Below are 17,180 nucleotides of genomic sequence, written 5' to 3' on the forward strand. Positions count from 1 at the left end.
GGGATATCAGACCTGGAACACCCGCATCGCCGCCGGGAAGATCAGGAAAACCAGGAAGCCGGCGCACAGCAGCAGCTGGGCGACGAGCATCGACTGGGACTTCTCGCCCGCGCTGCCCTCGATCTCGGCGAGTTCGCGGTGGCGCATGGTCTCGGCACGGGAGGCGAGGGACTCGCGGACCTTGGCGCCGTCGTCGGCGACGAGCGCCAGCGAGGCCGACAGGTCCTTCAGCTCCTCGACACCCAGCTCCTCGCCGAGCGAGCCCAGCGCCTGCCACTGGCTGACGCCGGTGATCCGGGCGTCGGCGAGGGCGTTGCGGATGCGCTGGTTGGCCCAGCCGTCGGAGATCTCCGCGGCCGCCATCAGGGCCTCGGGCAGGCCACGGCCGCCGGCGAGGCTCATCGACACCAGGTCGAGGTACGCCCCGATGACCCGCCTGAGGTCCCGACGTTTGTCGGCCGCGTCCCGTCGTACCTCCAGGTCGGGCAGGAAGAAGAACAGGGCCGAGCAGGCCAGGGCCAGCCAGACCGGGATGACCGGGCTGTGGCCGAAGCCCATGGTGTAGACGACGGCGAACAGGAACGGGCCGAAGAGCAGGCCGGCGGCCGCCAGCAGCACCTTGGTCGCCAGGAACTTCTCCCAGCCGCGGTCGAGCACGGCGAGGTCGGCGCGCAACGAACGCTGTTCCCAGCCCTGCTGCCGGTAGAACTCGGCGACCCGCTCGCCGACTTCGGCGCGCAACGAGCCGAACCGGCCGCTGTCCTGGGTCTGCCGTACCGACTCGTAGGCCGCGCCGCGCGCCCGCATCGCGTCGATCCGGGCGACCTGGGCGACGGCGCTGCGCTTGGACGGCATCAGGGCGCGGATCAGGGCGTAGACGCCCAGTCCGAGGGTCACGCCGACGAGGATCGGCATCGTGAGGTTCATCGGCGTACTCCTTCCTCGGTGGGCAGCTGCTGCTGACCAGGCGAACCGGGCTGGCCGGGCTGGCCGGACGCGGTGCGGGGCGGTCGTACGAACTGGACGGAGTTCTGGTCGCGGACCAGGAACCGTTCCGGGGTCTCGATGGTGGACAGCTTGCGCAGCCACCAGAAGCCGAGCGCGAACAGCCCGCAGACCAGGGCCAGGACCAGCTGGCCGACGGCGGTGCCGTACGGCGAGACGAAGTCGCGGTTGAAGACGGCGAGGCCGAGGACGAACGCGACCGACACGGCGATGACGATCTGCACCGAGCGCCGCGTGGACGCCCGTTGGGCCATCACGCGCTGGCGCATGTCGACTTCCTCGCGCGCCGACTTGGCGAGCGCGCCGAGGACCTGGCGCAGACCGGGGCCGCGGAGTCGGGCGTTGAGGATGAGCGCCGCCACGATGATGTCCGCGGAGGCGTCGTCGATCTCGTCGGCGAGGTGCTGGAGCGCGTCGGGGAGCGGCGTACGGGCGCGCAACCGGTCGACGAGCGCGTCGAGATGGGGCCGGAGGATGGGCGCGGCGGCGCGGGCCGAGGCCGGGATGGCCTGCTCCAGACCGACCGCGCCGGCGATCGTGTCGCGCAGCGACTCGGTCCAGGAGGCGAGCGCTTCCACCCGCTTCATCGCGGCCCGCTCCTCGGCTGCGCCGCCGAACAGCTTGTCCCAGAAGAAGACGAGGACACCGGCGGCGACGCCGGCCACCGCCCAGCGGGTCAGCAGTAGCACGGCGAGCCCGACGATGGCGGCGAGCGAACCGCGCTGACCGGCGAACCGGATCAGTTCGGCGGCCCGCTCGTTCGCCTTCTGCTTCTCGTGGTCGGGCTTGGCGGGCAGGCCGCGGATCGCCAGGACCAGCAGCGCGAGTCCGCCGCCGACGGCGACACCGCAGCCGAGGGCGTACAGCACCGAGGCGGAGAAGAGCCCGCCCATGGAGCCCAGGGAGTCCAGGTTCATGTCACGTCACCCCCAGGCCCCGTGCGGCTGGTAGCCGTAGGCCATCAGGTCCTCCAGGCAGGCTATGGGCGCATGCGGTACCACCCGGCCGTCGTGGGCCTCCGCGAACACCTCGCTGGACAGCACCCGGCCGTCGACGCCGTTGACCTCACGGACCGAGGTGACCATGCGCTGGAGGCGGCCGCCGGTCTGGTAGTTGTTGCGCCGCTGGATGAAGACGACGAAGTTCACCGCGCCCGCGATCAGCATCTGGCTGGCCTCGATGGGCAGCCGCTCGGAGGCCTGGAGGGCGTAGGTGGAAATACGGTTGAAGACTTCGCTGGAGCTGTTGGCGTGGATGGTCGACAGGGACCCGTCGTTACCCTGCGACATCGCGTTGAGCATGGTGACGATCTCGTCGCCGAGGACCTCACCGACGATGACCCGGGAGGGGTTCATACGGAGGGACCGCCGGACGAGTTCGGCCATGGAAATGGCCCCCTGCCCCTCCGAGTTGGGCAGCCGCTCCTCGAAGGCGACGACGTTCGGGTGCAGATCGGGAAAGGTGTCCAGGCCGAGCTCCAGCGCGCGCTCGACGGTGATCAGCCGCTCGTACGGCGGGATCTCGTTGGCGAGGGCGCGCAGCAGGGTCGTCTTGCCGGCGTTGGTGGCTCCCGCGATCATGATGTTCTTGCGGGCGCGGACGGCGCAGGCCATGAAGTGGGCGACCTCGGGCGTCAGCGTGCCGTTCCCGACGAGGTCGGAGATGAAGACCTTGCCCATGCGGGCGCGACGGATGGAGAGCGCGGGCCGCCGGGCCACGTCCATGACGGCGGAGAGCCGGGACCCGTCGGGCAGCCGCAGGTCGAGCTGCGGATTGGCGGAGTCGAAAGGCCGGGAGGAGAGCCCGGAGTAGGCACCGAGCACCTGAATCAGTTCGATGAGCTCTTCATCGGTCTCGGCGACGGGCTCCCCTTTGCTCTCCCGCCCGTCGCTGTACCCGACGAACACCTGGTCGCACCCGTTGATGTCGATGTTCTCGACCTCGGGATCGTCGAGCAGCGGCTGAAGGCGGCCGACCCCGAACAGCGCCGCGTGCACGGCGGCCGCGTACTGCTCCTCGGTCTCCGCGTCCAGCGGGGTGCGCCCGGCGTTGATCTCCGCGCGGGCGTAATCCTCCAGGATCTGGGCTATGACCGCGCGGGCGTACTGCCGTTCGTCCTCGGTGGACATCGGCGTGACGTTGGCCGCCTGGTCCTGCCGACGCTGCTCGGCGATCCGGTCGCCGGCGTCCTGCCGGAACCGCTTGACCAACTGGTGGTCGACAGCGGTCATCGGCCGGCCCCCGCATGGGGCGCCTGCGTCGGTACGGTCCAGGCGGCGCCGTACTGCTGGTGGAGGTCGGCGGTGACCTTGCGGGCCGAGCGGATGAGCAGCGACTTGTCGAGGCGCCCGCGCTTGCGGCCGGCCAGCTGGTCGGCGCCGGCGGGGTCGTCGGCGATGGTGCCGACGACCCGGGCACCGGTCTGGGCGTGTACGAGCATGTCGTTGACCTGGTTGACCAGCTTGCCCGAGCTGGACGGGTCGGCGATCAGGACGACCCCGATCAGCGGGGTCGCGAGGGCGCCGGCACCGCGCGGGCCCCCGTGCAGCTTCTGGGCGAGCGCGGCGGCACGGTCCCGGACCCGGGCGAGGGCCTCGGGCTCGGTGCGCGAGACGAGCAGGACGAGCGCGGCGTGCGGAAGGAGTTCCACGGCCGGGGTGTCGCCGCTGATCCGGCCGCAGTCGGCGATGACGTCGGCGGGGGCGTTCGGCGAGTCGGCGAGGGAGGCGAAGGCGTGCCCGAGGGTGGGCCAAAGGCCCGCGAGTCCGGCGGCGTGCTCGGCGATACCGAGCCCGACGAGCACTTCGAGTCCCCCGCTCAACGGCTGGACGTGGTCCCAGAGTTGGTCGGGCACGAGTCCCCGTCGCGCGGTGGCGGCTATGGAGAGCATGCCGGTGTTGGGGTTGAGCGGTCCGCCGTGCGCGGCGGCACTGCGGTAGACGAGGTCGCCACCGGCCGGGTCGGCCTCGGCGAGCAGGACCCGGCGCGGCCAGACCGCGGCCAGCGCGACGGCCGCGGTGGTGACGCCGGGGGAACCCTTGTCGGCGGCGATTGCGATGAGCGCCATGGGGTGGTCGTCGCCTTCTAGTTGCCGTTGCCGGGTACGCGGACCAGGGCGACCTGGCTGTTGGCAGCGGCCTGCGCCAGGTCCGCGGCCTTGTCGTTGTCGACGGCGAGCGTGATGGCGAGGTTGGTGCTGCTGACCAGATCGCCGCTCTTGGCCGGCGGGACGTAGGTGACCTTGGCCTGGCTCACGATCAGGGGGTCGCCGCTGCCGGTCGAGGAGGATCCACCGGTCGACGAGGAGGTGTTGGTGACGACGCGGTAGGCGGCGACCGTGTCGCCGACCTGGAGGTTGTTCGGGTACTGGCCCTCCTTGAGGGACAGCCCGACGGTGGACTTCCCCGCGGCCAGCGAGCTGCCGCTGCCGAACATCTCACCGACGGCCACGACCCCGGCCGGGATGGTGTTGATGGCCTTCAGCTTCTTCAGGCCGTCCAGCTGGGACCACTTGACGTAGTGGATGCTGTCGTCGGCCGCGACCATCACCGAGGTCACGTTGTTGCTGGTCACCGAGGACCCGGCGGGGATCTCCTGGGTGATCTTGATGACCTCCACCCGGTCGCCGGCCTGCAGCACGAGCGTCGTCGCACCCAGCGCGCCCAGCAGGATCAGCAGCACCGCGAGCGCGGCCAGCGCGGGCTTGCGCTCACGCGGCGCGGTGGGAAGCCGGTCACCGACCGAAGGCTGAGCCGGACCGGCGGAACGACCGACGCCCGCCCCCGTACGCTCTTGGATCTTCACGCAACCGCTCCCCGTTACACCCAAGACTCTGTCTGTCAAGAACTCTGAAACTCCGTCAACGCTTTCCACATTGCGAAAGCGGACACTCCACACGAATCACCCCGACTCGGCCGAATACTTCGCCGCGGGGTGAGTGTCAAGCGCTCGCACCGTATCAGCCACACATAAGCCCCTCAAGGCGCGCCGGGACACCTTGACCTCACTGCAATCGTCATTGCGATCTGCAACGACCGAGACATGTGCGGCGGTTGGGAGTACGGAGACGTGGAGGCGTACCGAACTGTGCGTCGGCGAATCCAGAACTCCCTGTTCGCACTCGGTACGGGTCCGCGACCCTCACCACGCACCCATGAAGTTTGCACGAATTGCTCACGTTGACCCACCCGACACATGCCGTGATCTTGCCCGGTGCCCGAGCGATGGCTGGGGCCGCCGGAATGACGCATGCCGGGACGGATCCGGCCGGAGCGCGGATCGCGGAATCGCCCTCGGCGCTACGGCGGTTGCCGATGGCGCGGGCTGAGTAGGATCACCCGGCCGGGTGAAGGGTTCGCTGCCGGGAATGACTGTGAGGATGCCAGACCGTGACCGTGCCGCATCGCCATTCCTGGAAGCCTCCTGCGGGCGAGGAGCTCGTGGCGCGTGCCCCGGTGTCCTTCGCGACGGGCGCGGCGGACCGGGTCCAGGGGCGGCGCTGGTTCCGGGACCCCGATCGCCGTGACATACAGGGCGAGTTGGCGGGGTGGCCGACCGGTCCGACGTACCGGTTGGCATCGAGGGTGGGCCCTGTCGTCTGGGCCGTGCTGACGACCGTGTTCCTCCTCGGTCTCATCGTCCTGACCGCGGTCTTCGGAGGATCGGGAGTGGGGGGCGGCCCCGGCGGCTCGGGCTCCCTCGGCAAGAGCGAGGACCCGGAGAACGAGGAGAAGGACTTCCCGGTGCTGTGGGCGGCACCCGGCACGATCGCCCGTACGCTCCCCTGGGAGCTGGACCCGGATCGCCGCCCCGACACGGACGTAACACATCTGGTCCTGACCGACCGCCGGCTGCTGGTGCTCGGCGGGCTGCAGGACCCCAGGGAACCCTGGGAGGAGGTGCTCTGGGAGACCGACCTGAGCACGGTCGCCGCGGTCGAGCGGCGGCACTTCAGTCTCGGCAAGCGGGACTTCAGGATCACCTTCACGGACGGCTCCTGGTGCCGGCTGACGTCCTTGGAGGGCGAGCCCCTCGTATCCCGTCTGACAGCGGCCTGACCGAGAGAGGGGTACGCCGTGGGGGGATCGGCCAAGCCCAGGCGCCCGAAGGCGGCTCCGGCCGCGCTGCGGTACCGGGAAGGCGACAAGAAGAGGAAGAGGAAAAGCAGGGACGGATTCGTCGGCTGTCTGGGTCTTCTGGCGGTCGCTGGCAGCATCGTCCTGCCGGCCTTGGTCGACCAGTTCTGGGGCGACGACACCTGGCGCTGGGCGGCGCGGAACTGGCCGGGAGGGGCATACGCCTTCGCAGTGTCCCTGGGAGTGGCGGCCCCATTGCTGTTCACCCTGTTCCTCTGGTCGATGTACGGCGCGAGCCGCAGGTCCTGGAAGGCCGGCCCGGCCCGCGCCCTGGCCCGCACGGTGCTGGCCGTTCTGACAGCGGCCCTGCTCGTCCCGTTCCTCTCCCTGGCCTTCAACGCGGTCGACAACGGCGGCAAACACCATCCCAGGACATCGAGTTGGGTGCTCGACCACTACCCCTGGCTGTGGGCGGTGGGCATCGCCTCGACGATCGCTTCGGCCGTGCTGCTGGTGTGGGGGATGGTGATCCTCACCCGACGAGCCGAGGCGGCTAGGACATGACCCGGACGGTCCCCGCCAGCTCGTCGGTCAGCTCGCACAGGGCGTCCGTGTGGGCCAATGCCCGCCAGGACGTGAGCAGGACGAGCGCCCAGGTCGCATCGGCGCGGATGCCGTACACACAGGTCTCCATCACCGTCCCCAGCCCGTCCCGGCCGACGTCCTGGACGTACGCGTGCCGTACGCGCACCGCGGGACCGGCGGGAAGGGTACGGAGTTCCGCCTCGGGTGGACGGTAGGAGACGGGGGTGGGCGCCGCGAGGTAGCGCTGGAGGAGGTCGACGGTCATGGTGGGGTACGTGTCGTCGGCGACCAGCGAGGACAGCTCGATCCGGGCGAGTTCGCCGAGGCGCGGCTCGGGGACGTACGACAGCGCGGTGATCGGGCCGCGCTCGCGGGAGTCGGCAGCGGCCTCGCGCAGTTCGGCGGCGAGGGCCTGGCGGAGCCGGGGTTCGTCGTCGTCCGGACCGACGCGGTGCGCGGCCGCCTCCGCGGCCCACGCGTCCAGGTCGAGCCGTGCCACGCGCACCGGCAGGGATATGGCGTCCTCGGGCACGCTCATACGCACCGTGGACGCGGCGAACTCGGGCATCAGGCCATCCATTGCAGAGTGCGGGCGACGGAGTCGAAGAGACCGACCAGGGCGTCCGCCAGCGGCTCCATCGGCGTGGAGAAGGAGAGCAGCAGCCGCTGGTCGCTGTGCGGGACGGCGAGATGGACGTCCAGGTGCGTGACGGCGAGCTTGTTGCCGTCGGGGTCATCGGCGGCCGGGCGACGCAGATAGCGGTGGCGTACGGCCGGGCCGGCGGGGAGGTCGACGAGGGTGACGTCCTCGGCGGTCCCGCGCAGAGCGAGGGAGCGGGCGATGTCCCCGAGGTCGCCGGCCTCGGTACCGGGAGCCGGCCGTAGCACGGTGACGACCAGGCCGGCGGAGACCGGGACCTGGCCGAGGATCTGGTTCATGACGTACATCTCGACACCGCCGTTGGCGTGCGCCGCCTCGGCCTGCTCCCGCATCCGCTCCGCGAGTGCGGCCTCCAGCTGCGGACCGGCCTTCGTACGCCGTAGACCGCGCTTGACCAGCTTGTCGATACGGTGCGCCCACCGCTCGGGGTCGAGCACGATCCGCTCCCACCCCTCGGGAACGGCGAGGCGGTAGTCGGAGGGGGGTGCGGGGTGCGGGTCAGGGGTGTCGGCCGACGCGGACACGTTCGTGTTCGTCCCGGCCGCGCTGGCCGTATCAGCCGCACTGGCCGCGTCAGCCGTACTGGCCGCACCGCCCGCACGGGCTCTCTCGCCGTTCATACCGCCGTCCCCATCGCCTGGTCGTACCGCTTGCGGCGTCCCATGACCACGACCGTCACCGGTGCCAGAACGAGCACAACGGCGGCGCCCAGGCAGACGTAGCCCTCGAGGACGCCGCCGATGTCGGACTTCGTGCCGAGAGAGGGCTTGTAGTGACCTGCCGGGTCGACGACGGCCGTGGTCGTCTGCCCGACCCGGTCGGCACAGTTCTCCTTGTTGTCGATCACCTCGTGGACGGACCCGTCCCGCAGCCGGACCCTGCAATACGTCTCACGGGTCCCATGTGTCCATTGATGGGTCGGCGCGGCGATGGTGACCGTCTGTTCCACCCCGCGCAGCTGCAAATACCAGGCGTTGGCGAAGTAAGAGCCGACCAGGACGAGTACGAGGTAGGCGGCCGCGGTGACATACCGGGTGACGGGGGCCCCGCGGGAGTCACGGGTCTTGAAGGCCACCCAGAACACCGGCAGCCCGAGCAGCAGGCCGACGAACGCCGCCGCCTTGCCGATGAACAGGCTGGAGAGCAGACAGACGGCGACCGATACGGCGGCCACCAGGAGCAGCCGGGCCCACGGCCACACCGGCGTTCCGCCGCCGTACCCGCCCCGCGCAGGCCGAGGGTTGGTGGTGGCCTCCGAGAACTCGGCGAGGATGTTGCGTACCCGCTGCATGCCCTCCGGGCCGGCCGCGATACGGCGCAGCTCCGGCAGCCCCAGGCCCACTTCTTCAAGTGACCGCTGCCATTTCTCCGGCAGTTCCGCGAACAGCTCGTCGACGGACCGCTCGTCCCCACTCGCCACGTGATCCTTGCTCTTTCCGCTCTGGGACACCAGACAGCCGACCGGGTCAGCCGCTGGTACTCCAATGCCAGTTGTAGAACGGTGTTCCGCCGGCCCCGATGCCCGGAATCTCCTTCGCTCCCTGGAGGAAGTTCGGCCCGGTGGCCCACGGCTCGTCGGGGTTCGTGTGGGCCAGATTCGACCAGCCGGCCAGGAGAGGCAGTACCTGACTGCCGTAGTAGAGGGCTTTGGCCTGACCCGCCATGGTCTTGAACGAGGAGTCCGCGACCTCCGACAGCTTCGGCGCCGATTCCGCAAAGGCCTTGGCTGCCGTGTGCACCGCGGGGGCATCGCGGATGTCGGTCGCGAACGCCTTGAGGTTCAGCGACTCCTTGACCACCGAGCGCATCCGCGGCAGGAGTTTCGTGGGCCCCTCGGACAGCGCCTTGCCGATCTCGCCGGGCTTGACCCCGTTGAGCGTCTCGGCGAGTTCGCGGGCCGCCGTCGGATTGAGCCCGATCTCCCGCGCCAACTGGAGATCCTTGACCGCGGACGCCCCCCGGGCGGCCATGGCCGCCTCCTTGGCCGTCGTCCCCAGGACCCGCCCGGCGCCGAAGGACAGCACGCCGACGGCATCGATGGCGACGTCCAGCCAGGTGCCCTTGCCGTCCAGTGCCGAAATGGTGTCGCAGACCAGAGCGACGACCGAGGCGATGAGCGCCAGCGCGCCGAGCACCTCGCCGAGGACCGGCACCCAACTGAGGGCGAGGGCCAGCACGCCCAGAACGGCCGCGGCCACCCCCGCCCAGTGCCCGATGTCGGCGACCCAGTCCTTCCAGTTGTCCCACCAGTGGTGCTTGGGATCCTTCAACCCGTCGTGGTCGATGGCATCCCGGATGGCCTTGGCGGCGTACCCGGCCTGGGTGTCGCGGTAGTCGAGCGCGGCCCGAAGCTCCCGCTTCGCGGCGTCCAGGTCCCCGTCCGAGGCTTCTTTCTGCCGCTTCAGCTTCTGCTTGTCGGGGTGGTTGTCGTCGCTCGACGGGTGCTGGTCGATCTGCTTCTGATAATTGCGGCTGTCGGTGTCGGCGGCGGCGGCCTTCTTGAGCGCCGCACGAACTCGATTCTGGGCGTGGTTGAGGGCGGTGGCCCAGTTCTCCCGGACGGTGTCGGCGATGGGCTCGTACGGCACGGAGGATCCGAGGGCCGCCCCGGCCGCCGCGTACCGCTGATGTGACTGGCTGAGCAGCTGGACGGTGTCCCCGGTCTTCTTGGTGAACTCCCTGCCCGCGTCGGAGTCCCACCCGTTCCCGTCAACGAGGTTGTTCAGCTTGCCGGCCTGCTCCTCGATCAGCTTGGCGGTGTCGGCGATCCGCTTGCCGAGCCGCGCCACCTCATACGGATCCCCCGGCGTGAATTCCTTGTCGTCGTACCGAGCCGTCTGCCAGTCGACGCCGGAGAAGTCGTGATCGCTCACTTGTCCCCCGACTGGGCCTTGAGCAAAGCGTCGGCGAGATGCTGATCGACCCCGTCGTAGGCCTTGGCCGCCTCGCCCGCGGTCTTCCCGAGGAACTCCAGCCCGTCACAGAGCTGCTGGCGCTTCTTCTTCCAGTCGTCGGCGAAGTCGTCCAGGGCACCGGCCACATCAGCGGACCCGATCTCGGAGCCGTACGAGTCGACGAGATCCTTCGCATGCTCAAAGTTCGACTTCAACTTCGCGACAGACCGGCTGATCTCCCGCAACTCGGTCGTGGACACCTTGACGTGATCCGCCACTACTACCCCCGTGAACGCCTGCCTACCCGTCCGCCCCGCAGGACACAGACGGCCAGGGTCACTGTGGGTCGGGGGTTTTCGGGGTCACAACCAACAGGCCGCAAAGGGAGTCCCAAGGAAGGGCACCGTCCGGCTGGTCGCACCAACCACCGCCCCACATCCGCACAATCCCCGCACTTCGGGGCTGAAGACGCACAGATGTCGTGAATATCCAGCGATCCAGTGCCACATCACCGCGGCACGAGCGGAACACAGATTCCACAGGTCGAATTGGACAGCCTGCCCTGCGAGGGAAAAGCCACCCCCGCCCACGCGGCGGATCGCGGCTCACTGTCGCCGCCGGGGAGCACCGGCCACCACCGCGACCTCTTCTCGCGGGCACGCGCGAAGCCTGGGACGCTTGGGCACAATCGGGAAACGGACCATTCTCACAGCGCCCGATTCGCGGCACATCGCCCAAGTTGGTAAGGAAGTTCGCGCTGGCGAACCGGGAAACCCGCAGATAGCGTTTGGGTCCTTGACAAACTTCTGTCTCACGGGGAGACCACAGTGAAGCGCCGCACTTTGCCCGTTGCCGCCGCGCTCGCCGCGACCGCAGCCTTGCTGCTGACGGCGTGCGGGGGCGGGGACGACAGCTCCAAGGACAACGGCAAGATCGCGGGGGCCGACAGAACGGAAGGGGCAGCCTCTGCGTCGCCGTCCCCCTCTGCGTCCGGCTCGACCGAAAAGAACGCACCGAGCTTCGACCTTCCGTCGGACATCAAGGTGACAGTGGAGCGGGAATCGACTGGGGACGCCACCAAGGACGCGATCCTGCGGGACGTGGCCTACTCGGCCCAGGCCAACATCGAAGCCTTTGCCAAAGGCGTCGGGCAGACCACCAATATGAACCGGTACTTCGCGGCAGCTGCCCTCACTTACTGGGCCAACCGTGTCGAGACGGTCAAGAAAGACGGGCTCACTGTCACCGGCGACTACCGGTACTACGACTTCGAAGTCATGGACGTCGCGAACGGCAAGACAGCGGCGGCCCGTTACTGCGAGGACCAGAGCAAGGCATACAGCAAGGAGATCAAGACGGAGAAGGTGCTGCGTACCAAGGCCAGCGACAAGAGCTTCGTCCTCTACACGCTGCAGGCTCAGAAAAGCTCGGCCGGTGACTGGCAGGTGACGCAGCAGAACTGGAAGAGGGGGGACACTTCGTGCGTGCAGAAGTAGGGGCGAGGACCGTTCGCCCCGCTGTGTGGGCGACCGCCGTCACCAGTCTCATCCTGGCACTCAGTATGCCTTTCCCGGCTTACGCGGACGATACCCGGGGCGGCGATGGAGGTACGGGTACGGGGGGCACCACCCCGCCGGACCAAGCGAACAACGGCAACGACTCCGGCGGAGATTCCAGCCCCGGTACCATCGGCGCCCACATCCGCATCAGCCAGAAGACGACAGGCTCGTCCACCTCCACAGCGAAGACCACGTCCTCGAACGCCAACTGGAAGCCCCCCGTCTGCTGGTACGAGCCGATGTACACGTCGGACGAGTACGAGGAGTTCATCAAGTCCGCGTACAAGGGAGCCCAGGAGCCGGCGGCCAGCTACGCCAAGAAGCGCGCCGACGAGGACTACCACAAGGGCGACAAGGGCCTGTGGTGGCAGGTGCAGTTCCGCAACGACGACTTCAGCGAGGCCTGCCCCGTCACCACGGACAACTGGGAGATCTGGGTCCCGCCCGCCCAGCCGAAGGCGGACCCCAACCAACTGACCCCGGAGATCCTCTCCGAACTCGCCTACAACTCGACGAAGTTGCCGAAGCCACCCGTGGTACTGAGCCCAAGCGCCGACCGGCTCAAGGTGAACCTCGGTACGCGCGTGAAGCTGGACGGCGACTTCGATCGCGTCTGGACGACCGCCAGCATCAACTACAAGGGCGTCCAGATGGCCGCCACGACCGTCGCGACCCCCGTCGCGCTCAAGGTCGAGGCCGGCACCGCCGACGCCGACCCGCAGTCCTGCACGTACGACCTGGTCAAGGCCGACAAGGGCTATACGGTCGACAGCAAGGACGCGAGCTGCAACGTCACTTACCTCCGCTCGTCCGGGACCGGCACCTACCCCTTCAAGGCGTCGATCACCTGGAAGGTCACCTGGACGGACTCGGCAAACCCGGACGGGCCAGCGCAGCAGCCAGCACTGCCCGACGGCCTGTCCACGTACGAGCAGGACGTGACCGTGAAGGAAATCCAGGCGGTCAACCGCTGATGAGATGTGGGCGGCCCGCGAAGTTCTCACCGCCGGCCGCTCCAGGAGACCGGAATCCGACATGAGTGACCTGCGCCTCGAAGACACGATTTTCCAGGACCTGAAGAAGACCTTCTCGTCCATCAGCGACCGCATGGAAACAACCCGCCGCACACTCCGCAGCGCTGACGCTTCAGCGGTCGGCGAAAAGCAACTCGTCGAAGACGTCCAGGACTTCGCCGACGACTGGGAATACGGCATCAAGCAGCTCGGCAAACACACCCAGGGTGCCGTGAAGATGATCAACAAGATCGGGGAGAGCTTCGGCAAGCTCGACCTGGACCTGGCCGAGTCCCTCAAGACTCCGCAGCAGAAGGGCAAGTGACGTGGCTGGGCAACGGCCGGCCTTCCCCCACATAGGCTGGGACCCGACCCCGGGAAGCGTCGAGGACACCCGGGACCTCGCAAAGCAGCTCGGCAAGCTGGCCGGCGAGCTGGGTACGGCGCTGTACGAGCTGGAACGCATCGAGTGCGGGGCCTGGAAGGGCAAGACCGCGGTCGCGTTCACCGAGTACATCGGCAAGGACGTCACCCCGCTCGTCCGCAAGAGCCACGACTCCTTCGACAAGGCCTCCCGCGCACTCCACCGCTGGGCCAGCGACCTCCAGGACTTCCAGGACCGGGCGGACCGACTGGAGAAGATCGCTGGCGAAAAACTCGACGCCAAGGCGACGGCACAGGCCAAGGCCGGCAGCGACGGCAGCATGGAGCTCGGCAAGGCCTCCAGCGCGGTGGACGGCGTCATCCAGAAGGTCCACGAGCTGGAAGAGGACTACCGGACGGCCGCCCGCCAGATCAGCAAGGAGCTGGACAAGGCCGGTGACATCGCTCCGGACGAGCCCGGATTCTGGGACAAGCTGGGGCACGGAATCGCGGATGCGTGGGACGCCACAGGGAAGTGGCTGGAAGATCACGCGGATCTGATCAAGATGGTCGGCGATGTCCTCAGCGATCTCACGGCGGTACTCGGCCTCCTGGCCATCATCACGCTCCCCTTCGAACCCTTGGGGGCGATCTTCGGTGCGGCGGCCGTCCTCACAAGCGGACTGGCTCTGTTGTCCCACTCGATTGCCAAGGCGGCTGGAGCGGACGTCAGCTGGATGCAGCTCGGGACGGACGCGCTCGGTCTACTGCCGGGCATCGGCGCCTTCGGCAAGGAGGGCGTGATGATCGAGAAAGGTGTGGACGCTGCTGCCGAGGCCAAGGTCTTCGGTGCGGGATTCAGGGACCTGGGTCCCCGAACTGGCCGGAACCTGATCTCCTTCGGCGAGAAGGCGGGCTCGGTGGCTGGCGGCAAGTCCCTGACAGCCTTCGGGAAGTCCGTAACCCTCTGGGGGACGAAGGAAACGCAACTAGTGGGCAGCGAAAGCTCGAAGCTGAACAGACTGGCCGGAGTCATGAACGCCGGCTACCGGCAGGGGCAGACAATGGGCACCAAGACCTGGAATTTGCTTACTCCGGAGAAACTGAACGTCGACCCCTTGAGCAAACTGGGTCGAGGCATCGATGGAACACTCAAGATCGCCCCGAAGGCGTTCAGCATCTACACGCAGGCCAAGGAACATATCAACGCGGGCGATCGCTTCGACCAAGCCGCAACCTCCCACTGACCAACGAAGGTCCCATCCCATGACTGCTTGGCAGCCACGACCGGACGAGTTGCTGCTCGCCCGGTGTCTCGTGACATTCGCCACCGGTACCGCCCCGAAGGTCGCCGGAATGCGCTGGTTCCGCGACACCAGTCGGAACGACATTCAGGGCGAGCTTCCGGACTGGCCCGAGGGGCCGGTCTACACGCCTCGTAGCGAGGACAGTGGTCGAGCGCGCTCCGCAGGCCGCATTGGCCTCACCGCGCTCTTCGCAGTGGTCGTGGGTGGGCTGGAGAGCCTGGCCGGATCGGGCAGCGTCATCAAGGGGCCTTCCAGCCCGGTCAAGACGCCTCCCGAGGATCCCGAGAACGAGGTCGAGGACTTCCCGGTCATGTGCGCCGCACCGGGCACAATCGCCCGCACCCTGCCCTGGCAACTCGATCGGGACCGCAGGCAGGCCTCCTATCGGACCAAGGCGTTCGTCACGGACCAACGCATCATCATCATCGGGTGCCCCGGGGGCCGCACCAGCGAGGCCGATGTCCTGTGGGAGTGCGAGCGCGGCGATGTCGTAGCGGTTGAGAGGAAAACGTACAGCAGGGACAAGGCGGACACTGTCATCCGGTTCACCGACGGCTCCTGGTGCCGCCTTCACGTGCATAGCGGCCAGTGGTTCCGGTACCTGTCCATCCCGAACGAACTGATTCCCCGGGCCGCCCTCACTCCCGGCCAGCGCCGTACCGTCGACGCGCTGGTCGCCGAGAGCGGGTTCGACACATCTCCGGTGATCAGCCGCCGCCCGAGCGGCAACTTCCTCGTCGAACAGCTCGGGCCGGAGGACCCACCGGTCGGCGGACGTATCGCCGTAGAGAAATTGATGGACCTCAACGGCGAAGATGTTCCGCGTCAACCCGGCGACTACGACTTCTGACCAACTCCCACCCAGGACAGCTCCCATGGCTATCCCCACGGACGCCGCCCCCGTCGTCAGCGACATAGGCGGCAGCCCCATACCCCCGATGAACTTTGTTACTCCCGACGGCTTCTTCGCGCTCCCGCTCGCCGAAACCTCGGACGAACGCGCCGAACTCGCCCACACCTTCGTGCGCGAGCTGTACCCCCGGGGCGACGAGACGGTCTGGACCCCCGCGGCTCCTTACTACGAGGCCGTCGCCGAGTATCTGTCGGACAGCGGCCTCGCGTACTCCGCACTGGGCCTGTTCTCCACAGACGACGGCGGTGTCGTCCAATGCGCCTTTACCGTGGCCGCCGTCCAGACAGATCAAACGGATCCGGAGGTCGCGGCGCAGGGCATCCTCGCCGCGCTGAGCGGCGATCCCTTGAACGACGCTCGCTGGATGGACCTGCCTTGTGGCCCTGCGGTCTCCTGCATCACCCTGCGGGAGCTGAGCCTCAACCCTGCGATCACGGCCGACGGCCAGCCCAAGAAGCTGCTGACCGGTCAGATCGAGGTCCATGTCCCCTTCCCGACCGGCTCATACACCGCCGTCTTCTCCCTCAATACGGCATCCACCGAATACTGGGGTGAGTTCTGCGACGGGACGGTGGCGATCCTACGGACCGTGTCCTTCCCCGCTCCTGAAAACGACCCGGGCTCAGCAGGGCAAGGGAGCGGCGGAGCCGGCGAGTCGTCCTTGGAAAAGTGAGCGCCCACGGCCCGGCACCCCCTGTGCTTGCGTCCTGAGAAGAAGCGGGGCTGCTGCTGCTGCCGAGTAGCCAACAGGGCAGAAGGGGCCGCGCAACGCAATGCGCGGCCCCTTTAGACGTTCGATCCGTCCTCTTTGTGTGCGTCGCCGTCTGGCTCCGGCATCCCGATGACGTACGTCCCCTTCGCAGGCAGCGTCGCGACCAGCCCTCGTTTCCGGAGTTCGACGATGGCGCGGCGCACAGTGCCGATGCTCACGCGGTAGAGATCCGTCATGGCACGCTCACCGGGCAGCGCGGCCCCTTGCGGCAGTTTCCCGGAGGCGATGTCTGCCGCGATGGCGTCGGCGAGTTTCACGTACTCATAGCGCGGAAGCTCGGTCATATATCTACCGTGCCGCAGCCCCACGCACATCGCAGGACCAGAACGCGTCCCACCGCAGTGGAACGCAGATTGCATCGGAGGGTTGCGGGGGGACGCAGTTGCGGTATGGTCGAAATGACAGGACCCCGGCGAGGTGGCTAGACCTCCCGGGGCATGGCCAACGCCGCATAGGAGCGTCGACATGCACGACCTTATCCCCCGCGCCCTCGAATGGCTGCGCCTCCTCTTTGCCCCCGGTACCGGGAAACGGCGCCGCCGCCCTCACCGCCCTCCCTTCCCCCATGTCCACCTCTCCCTCGTACGCTGTCCCTTCACCGCCGAGCGCCCGCACCTCCCGCACCACCGTTCGCCGTACGGCCTGGCCACCTCCCTCGACGGCACCGACTCCGCCCTGGTCCGCCCCTACCTCACCGCCCACGAGCGCGAGGCCGCTCTCCAGCAGCGCCGCCGTCTCGCCCTCGTACTCGCCGCCGACTTCGGGATTGACCTCGACCAGCACGTGATCGGTGCGCCGGAGGTGGCTGCGTAATGGAACAGGCCAGCAGCAACGCGCACACGCACGTCCTGATCTCCCCCCGCCTCCTTCCCTGGCCCACCCCCGAGGGCAAGCCGTGCTACCTGGTCACGGACAACAACGGCGGGTATCTCTCCCGCCTAGAAGGTTGCTGAAGATCTTGTCGTGGGCTGTCCGGCCGTAGGCCGGGCGGCCCTCTTTCGTTATGCGGTGGCCGGGGCGAGGTGCCAGGTGT

Annotated in this window: 21 protein-coding genes; 10 read left to right on the forward strand and 11 right to left on the reverse strand. The window is 68.3% G+C overall.

The window, feature by feature from the left end; translation table 11 throughout:
* Positions 1-6 precede the first annotated feature (6 nt).
* From ACZ7OO_RS03975 to ACZ7OO_RS03995, 5 genes are read right to left on the reverse strand one after another with little or no spacing between them, the layout of a single operon-like run.
* Positions 7-927, reverse strand: a complete 921-nt coding sequence (locus tag ACZ7OO_RS03975) for a type II secretion system F family protein (RefSeq protein WP_471501152.1) — start codon at positions 925-927, stop codon at positions 7-9.
* Positions 924-1,922, reverse strand: a complete 999-nt coding sequence (locus ACZ7OO_RS03980; protein WP_471501154.1) for a type II secretion system F family protein — start codon at positions 1,920-1,922, stop codon at positions 924-926. The genes ACZ7OO_RS03975 and ACZ7OO_RS03980 overlap by 4 nt, the downstream gene beginning before the upstream one ends.
* A gap of 6 nt (positions 1,923-1,928) precedes the next feature.
* Positions 1,929-3,236: a CpaF family protein gene (locus ACZ7OO_RS03985; RefSeq protein ID WP_471501156.1), complete on the reverse strand. Its 1,308-nt coding sequence runs from the start codon at positions 3,234-3,236 to the stop codon at positions 1,929-1,931.
* On the reverse strand, positions 3,233-4,072 hold the full coding sequence (locus ACZ7OO_RS03990; protein ID WP_471501158.1) for a hypothetical protein: 840 nt from the start codon (positions 4,070-4,072) through the stop codon (positions 3,233-3,235). Before ACZ7OO_RS03990 ends, ACZ7OO_RS03985 begins: the two co-directional genes overlap by 4 nt.
* Positions 4,073-4,089: 17 nt before the next feature.
* Complete coding sequence (locus tag ACZ7OO_RS03995; protein WP_471501160.1) at positions 4,090-4,809, reverse strand: hypothetical protein; 720 nt, start codon at positions 4,807-4,809, stop codon at positions 4,090-4,092.
* Positions 4,810-5,393: 584 nt separating this feature from the next.
* Here ACZ7OO_RS03995 and ACZ7OO_RS04000 point away from each other — a divergent pair.
* On the forward strand, positions 5,394-6,062 hold the full coding sequence (locus ACZ7OO_RS04000; protein ID WP_471501162.1) for a hypothetical protein: 669 nt from the start codon (positions 5,394-5,396) through the stop codon (positions 6,060-6,062).
* Positions 6,063-6,080: 18 nt separating this feature from the next.
* Positions 6,081-6,644, forward strand: a complete 564-nt coding sequence (locus ACZ7OO_RS04005; protein ID WP_471501164.1) for a hypothetical protein — start codon at positions 6,081-6,083, stop codon at positions 6,642-6,644.
* On the opposite strand, the gene ACZ7OO_RS04010 is transcribed toward ACZ7OO_RS04005, so the two are convergent.
* The 5 genes from ACZ7OO_RS04010 to ACZ7OO_RS04030 are packed head-to-tail and all read right to left on the reverse strand — an operon-like array spanning position 6,634 to position 10,498.
* Entirely contained in the window at positions 6,634-7,233 is a 600-nt protein-coding gene (locus ACZ7OO_RS04010; RefSeq protein ID WP_471501166.1) for a hypothetical protein, read from the reverse strand. The genes ACZ7OO_RS04005 and ACZ7OO_RS04010 overlap by 11 nt on opposite strands.
* Positions 7,233-7,946, reverse strand: a complete 714-nt coding sequence (locus tag ACZ7OO_RS04015) for a hypothetical protein (protein WP_471501168.1) — start codon at positions 7,944-7,946, stop codon at positions 7,233-7,235. The genes ACZ7OO_RS04010 and ACZ7OO_RS04015 overlap by 1 nt, the downstream gene beginning before the upstream one ends.
* Positions 7,943-8,746 (reverse strand): hypothetical protein, encoded by an 804-nt coding sequence (locus ACZ7OO_RS04020; protein ID WP_471501170.1) that lies wholly within the window; start codon positions 8,744-8,746, stop codon positions 7,943-7,945. The genes ACZ7OO_RS04015 and ACZ7OO_RS04020 overlap by 4 nt, the downstream gene beginning before the upstream one ends.
* 46 nt (positions 8,747-8,792) lie before the next feature.
* Positions 8,793-10,199 (reverse strand): hypothetical protein, encoded by a 1,407-nt coding sequence (locus tag ACZ7OO_RS04025; protein WP_471501172.1) that lies wholly within the window; start codon positions 10,197-10,199, stop codon positions 8,793-8,795.
* Positions 10,196-10,498, reverse strand: a complete 303-nt coding sequence (locus ACZ7OO_RS04030; protein ID WP_471501174.1) for a hypothetical protein — start codon at positions 10,496-10,498, stop codon at positions 10,196-10,198. The genes ACZ7OO_RS04025 and ACZ7OO_RS04030 overlap by 4 nt, the downstream gene beginning before the upstream one ends.
* 549 nt (positions 10,499-11,047) lie before the next feature.
* Between ACZ7OO_RS04030 and ACZ7OO_RS04035 the strand changes: the two genes are divergently transcribed.
* From ACZ7OO_RS04035 to ACZ7OO_RS04060, 6 genes are all read left to right on the forward strand, one after another.
* Positions 11,048-11,716, forward strand: coding sequence for a hypothetical protein (locus tag ACZ7OO_RS04035; protein WP_471501176.1), 669 nt, complete (start codon positions 11,048-11,050; stop codon positions 11,714-11,716).
* 65 nt (positions 11,717-11,781) lie between these two features.
* Entirely contained in the window at positions 11,782-12,753 is a 972-nt protein-coding gene (locus ACZ7OO_RS04040; RefSeq protein ID WP_471501178.1) for a hypothetical protein, read from the forward strand.
* A 61-nt stretch (positions 12,754-12,814) separates the two neighbouring features.
* Positions 12,815-13,117: a hypothetical protein gene (locus ACZ7OO_RS04045; RefSeq protein ID WP_471501180.1), complete on the forward strand. Its 303-nt coding sequence runs from the start codon at positions 12,815-12,817 to the stop codon at positions 13,115-13,117.
* 1 nt (position 13,118) lies between these two features.
* Positions 13,119-14,402: an enoyl-CoA hydratase/isomerase family protein gene (locus ACZ7OO_RS04050; protein ID WP_471501182.1), complete on the forward strand. Its 1,284-nt coding sequence runs from the start codon at positions 13,119-13,121 to the stop codon at positions 14,400-14,402.
* Positions 14,403-14,421: 19 nt separating this feature from the next.
* Entirely contained in the window at positions 14,422-15,312 is an 891-nt protein-coding gene (locus tag ACZ7OO_RS04055) for a hypothetical protein (protein WP_471501184.1), read from the forward strand.
* 25 nt (positions 15,313-15,337) lie between these two features.
* The gene (locus ACZ7OO_RS04060) at positions 15,338-16,048 is read left to right on the forward strand and encodes a hypothetical protein (RefSeq protein WP_471501186.1); all 711 of its coding nucleotides are present in this window, start codon (positions 15,338-15,340) and stop codon (positions 16,046-16,048) included.
* Between the two features lie 113 nt (positions 16,049-16,161).
* On the opposite strand, the gene ACZ7OO_RS04065 is transcribed toward ACZ7OO_RS04060, so the two are convergent.
* Positions 16,162-16,431 carry a GntR family transcriptional regulator gene (locus tag ACZ7OO_RS04065; RefSeq protein ID WP_471501188.1) on the reverse strand — a complete coding sequence of 90 codons (270 nt, stop codon included), beginning with the start codon at positions 16,429-16,431 and terminating at the stop codon, positions 16,162-16,164.
* Between the two features lie 181 nt (positions 16,432-16,612).
* On the opposite strand from ACZ7OO_RS04065, the gene ACZ7OO_RS04070 reads away from it, so the two are divergent.
* On the forward strand, positions 16,613-16,960 hold the full coding sequence (locus tag ACZ7OO_RS04070; RefSeq protein ID WP_471501190.1) for a hypothetical protein: 348 nt from the start codon (positions 16,613-16,615) through the stop codon (positions 16,958-16,960).
* Positions 16,960-17,100 carry a hypothetical protein gene (locus ACZ7OO_RS04075; protein ID WP_471501261.1) on the forward strand — a complete coding sequence of 47 codons (141 nt, stop codon included), beginning with the start codon at positions 16,960-16,962 and terminating at the stop codon, positions 17,098-17,100. The genes ACZ7OO_RS04070 and ACZ7OO_RS04075 overlap by 1 nt, the downstream gene beginning before the upstream one ends.
* Positions 17,101-17,180 lie beyond the last annotated feature (80 nt).

Source organism: Streptomyces sp. NPDC111744 (assembly GCF_055634995.1).

Excerpts from the sequence above, each read along its gene's own strand:
- ACZ7OO_RS03975 (WP_471501152.1), bottom strand. The coding sequence starts at position 927 with ATGAACCTCACGATGCCGATCCTCGTCGGCGTGACCCTCGGACTGGGC.
- ACZ7OO_RS03980 (WP_471501154.1), bottom strand. The coding sequence starts at position 1,922 with ATGAACCTGGACTCCCTGGGCTCCATGGGCGGGCTCTTCTCCGCCTCG.
- ACZ7OO_RS03985 (WP_471501156.1), bottom strand. The coding sequence starts at position 3,236 with ATGACCGCTGTCGACCACCAGTTGGTCAAGCGGTTCCGGCAGGACGCC.
- ACZ7OO_RS03990 (WP_471501158.1), bottom strand. The coding sequence starts at position 4,072 with ATGGCGCTCATCGCAATCGCCGCCGACAAGGGTTCCCCCGGCGTCACC.
- ACZ7OO_RS04010 (WP_471501166.1), bottom strand. The coding sequence starts at position 7,233 with ATGCCCGAGTTCGCCGCGTCCACGGTGCGTATGAGCGTGCCCGAGGAC.
- ACZ7OO_RS04015 (WP_471501168.1), bottom strand. The coding sequence starts at position 7,946 with ATGAACGGCGAGAGAGCCCGTGCGGGCGGTGCGGCCAGTACGGCTGAC.
- ACZ7OO_RS04040 (WP_471501178.1), top strand. The coding sequence starts at position 11,782 with ATGCCTTTCCCGGCTTACGCGGACGATACCCGGGGCGGCGATGGAGGT.
- ACZ7OO_RS04045 (WP_471501180.1), top strand. The coding sequence starts at position 12,815 with ATGAGTGACCTGCGCCTCGAAGACACGATTTTCCAGGACCTGAAGAAG.
- ACZ7OO_RS04055 (WP_471501184.1), top strand. The coding sequence starts at position 14,422 with ATGACTGCTTGGCAGCCACGACCGGACGAGTTGCTGCTCGCCCGGTGT.
- ACZ7OO_RS04060 (WP_471501186.1), top strand. The coding sequence starts at position 15,338 with ATGGCTATCCCCACGGACGCCGCCCCCGTCGTCAGCGACATAGGCGGC.
- ACZ7OO_RS04065 (WP_471501188.1), bottom strand. The coding sequence starts at position 16,431 with ATGACCGAGCTTCCGCGCTATGAGTACGTGAAACTCGCCGACGCCATC.
- ACZ7OO_RS04070 (WP_471501190.1), top strand. The coding sequence starts at position 16,613 with ATGCACGACCTTATCCCCCGCGCCCTCGAATGGCTGCGCCTCCTCTTT.
- ACZ7OO_RS04075 (WP_471501261.1), top strand. The coding sequence starts at position 16,960 with ATGGAACAGGCCAGCAGCAACGCGCACACGCACGTCCTGATCTCCCCC.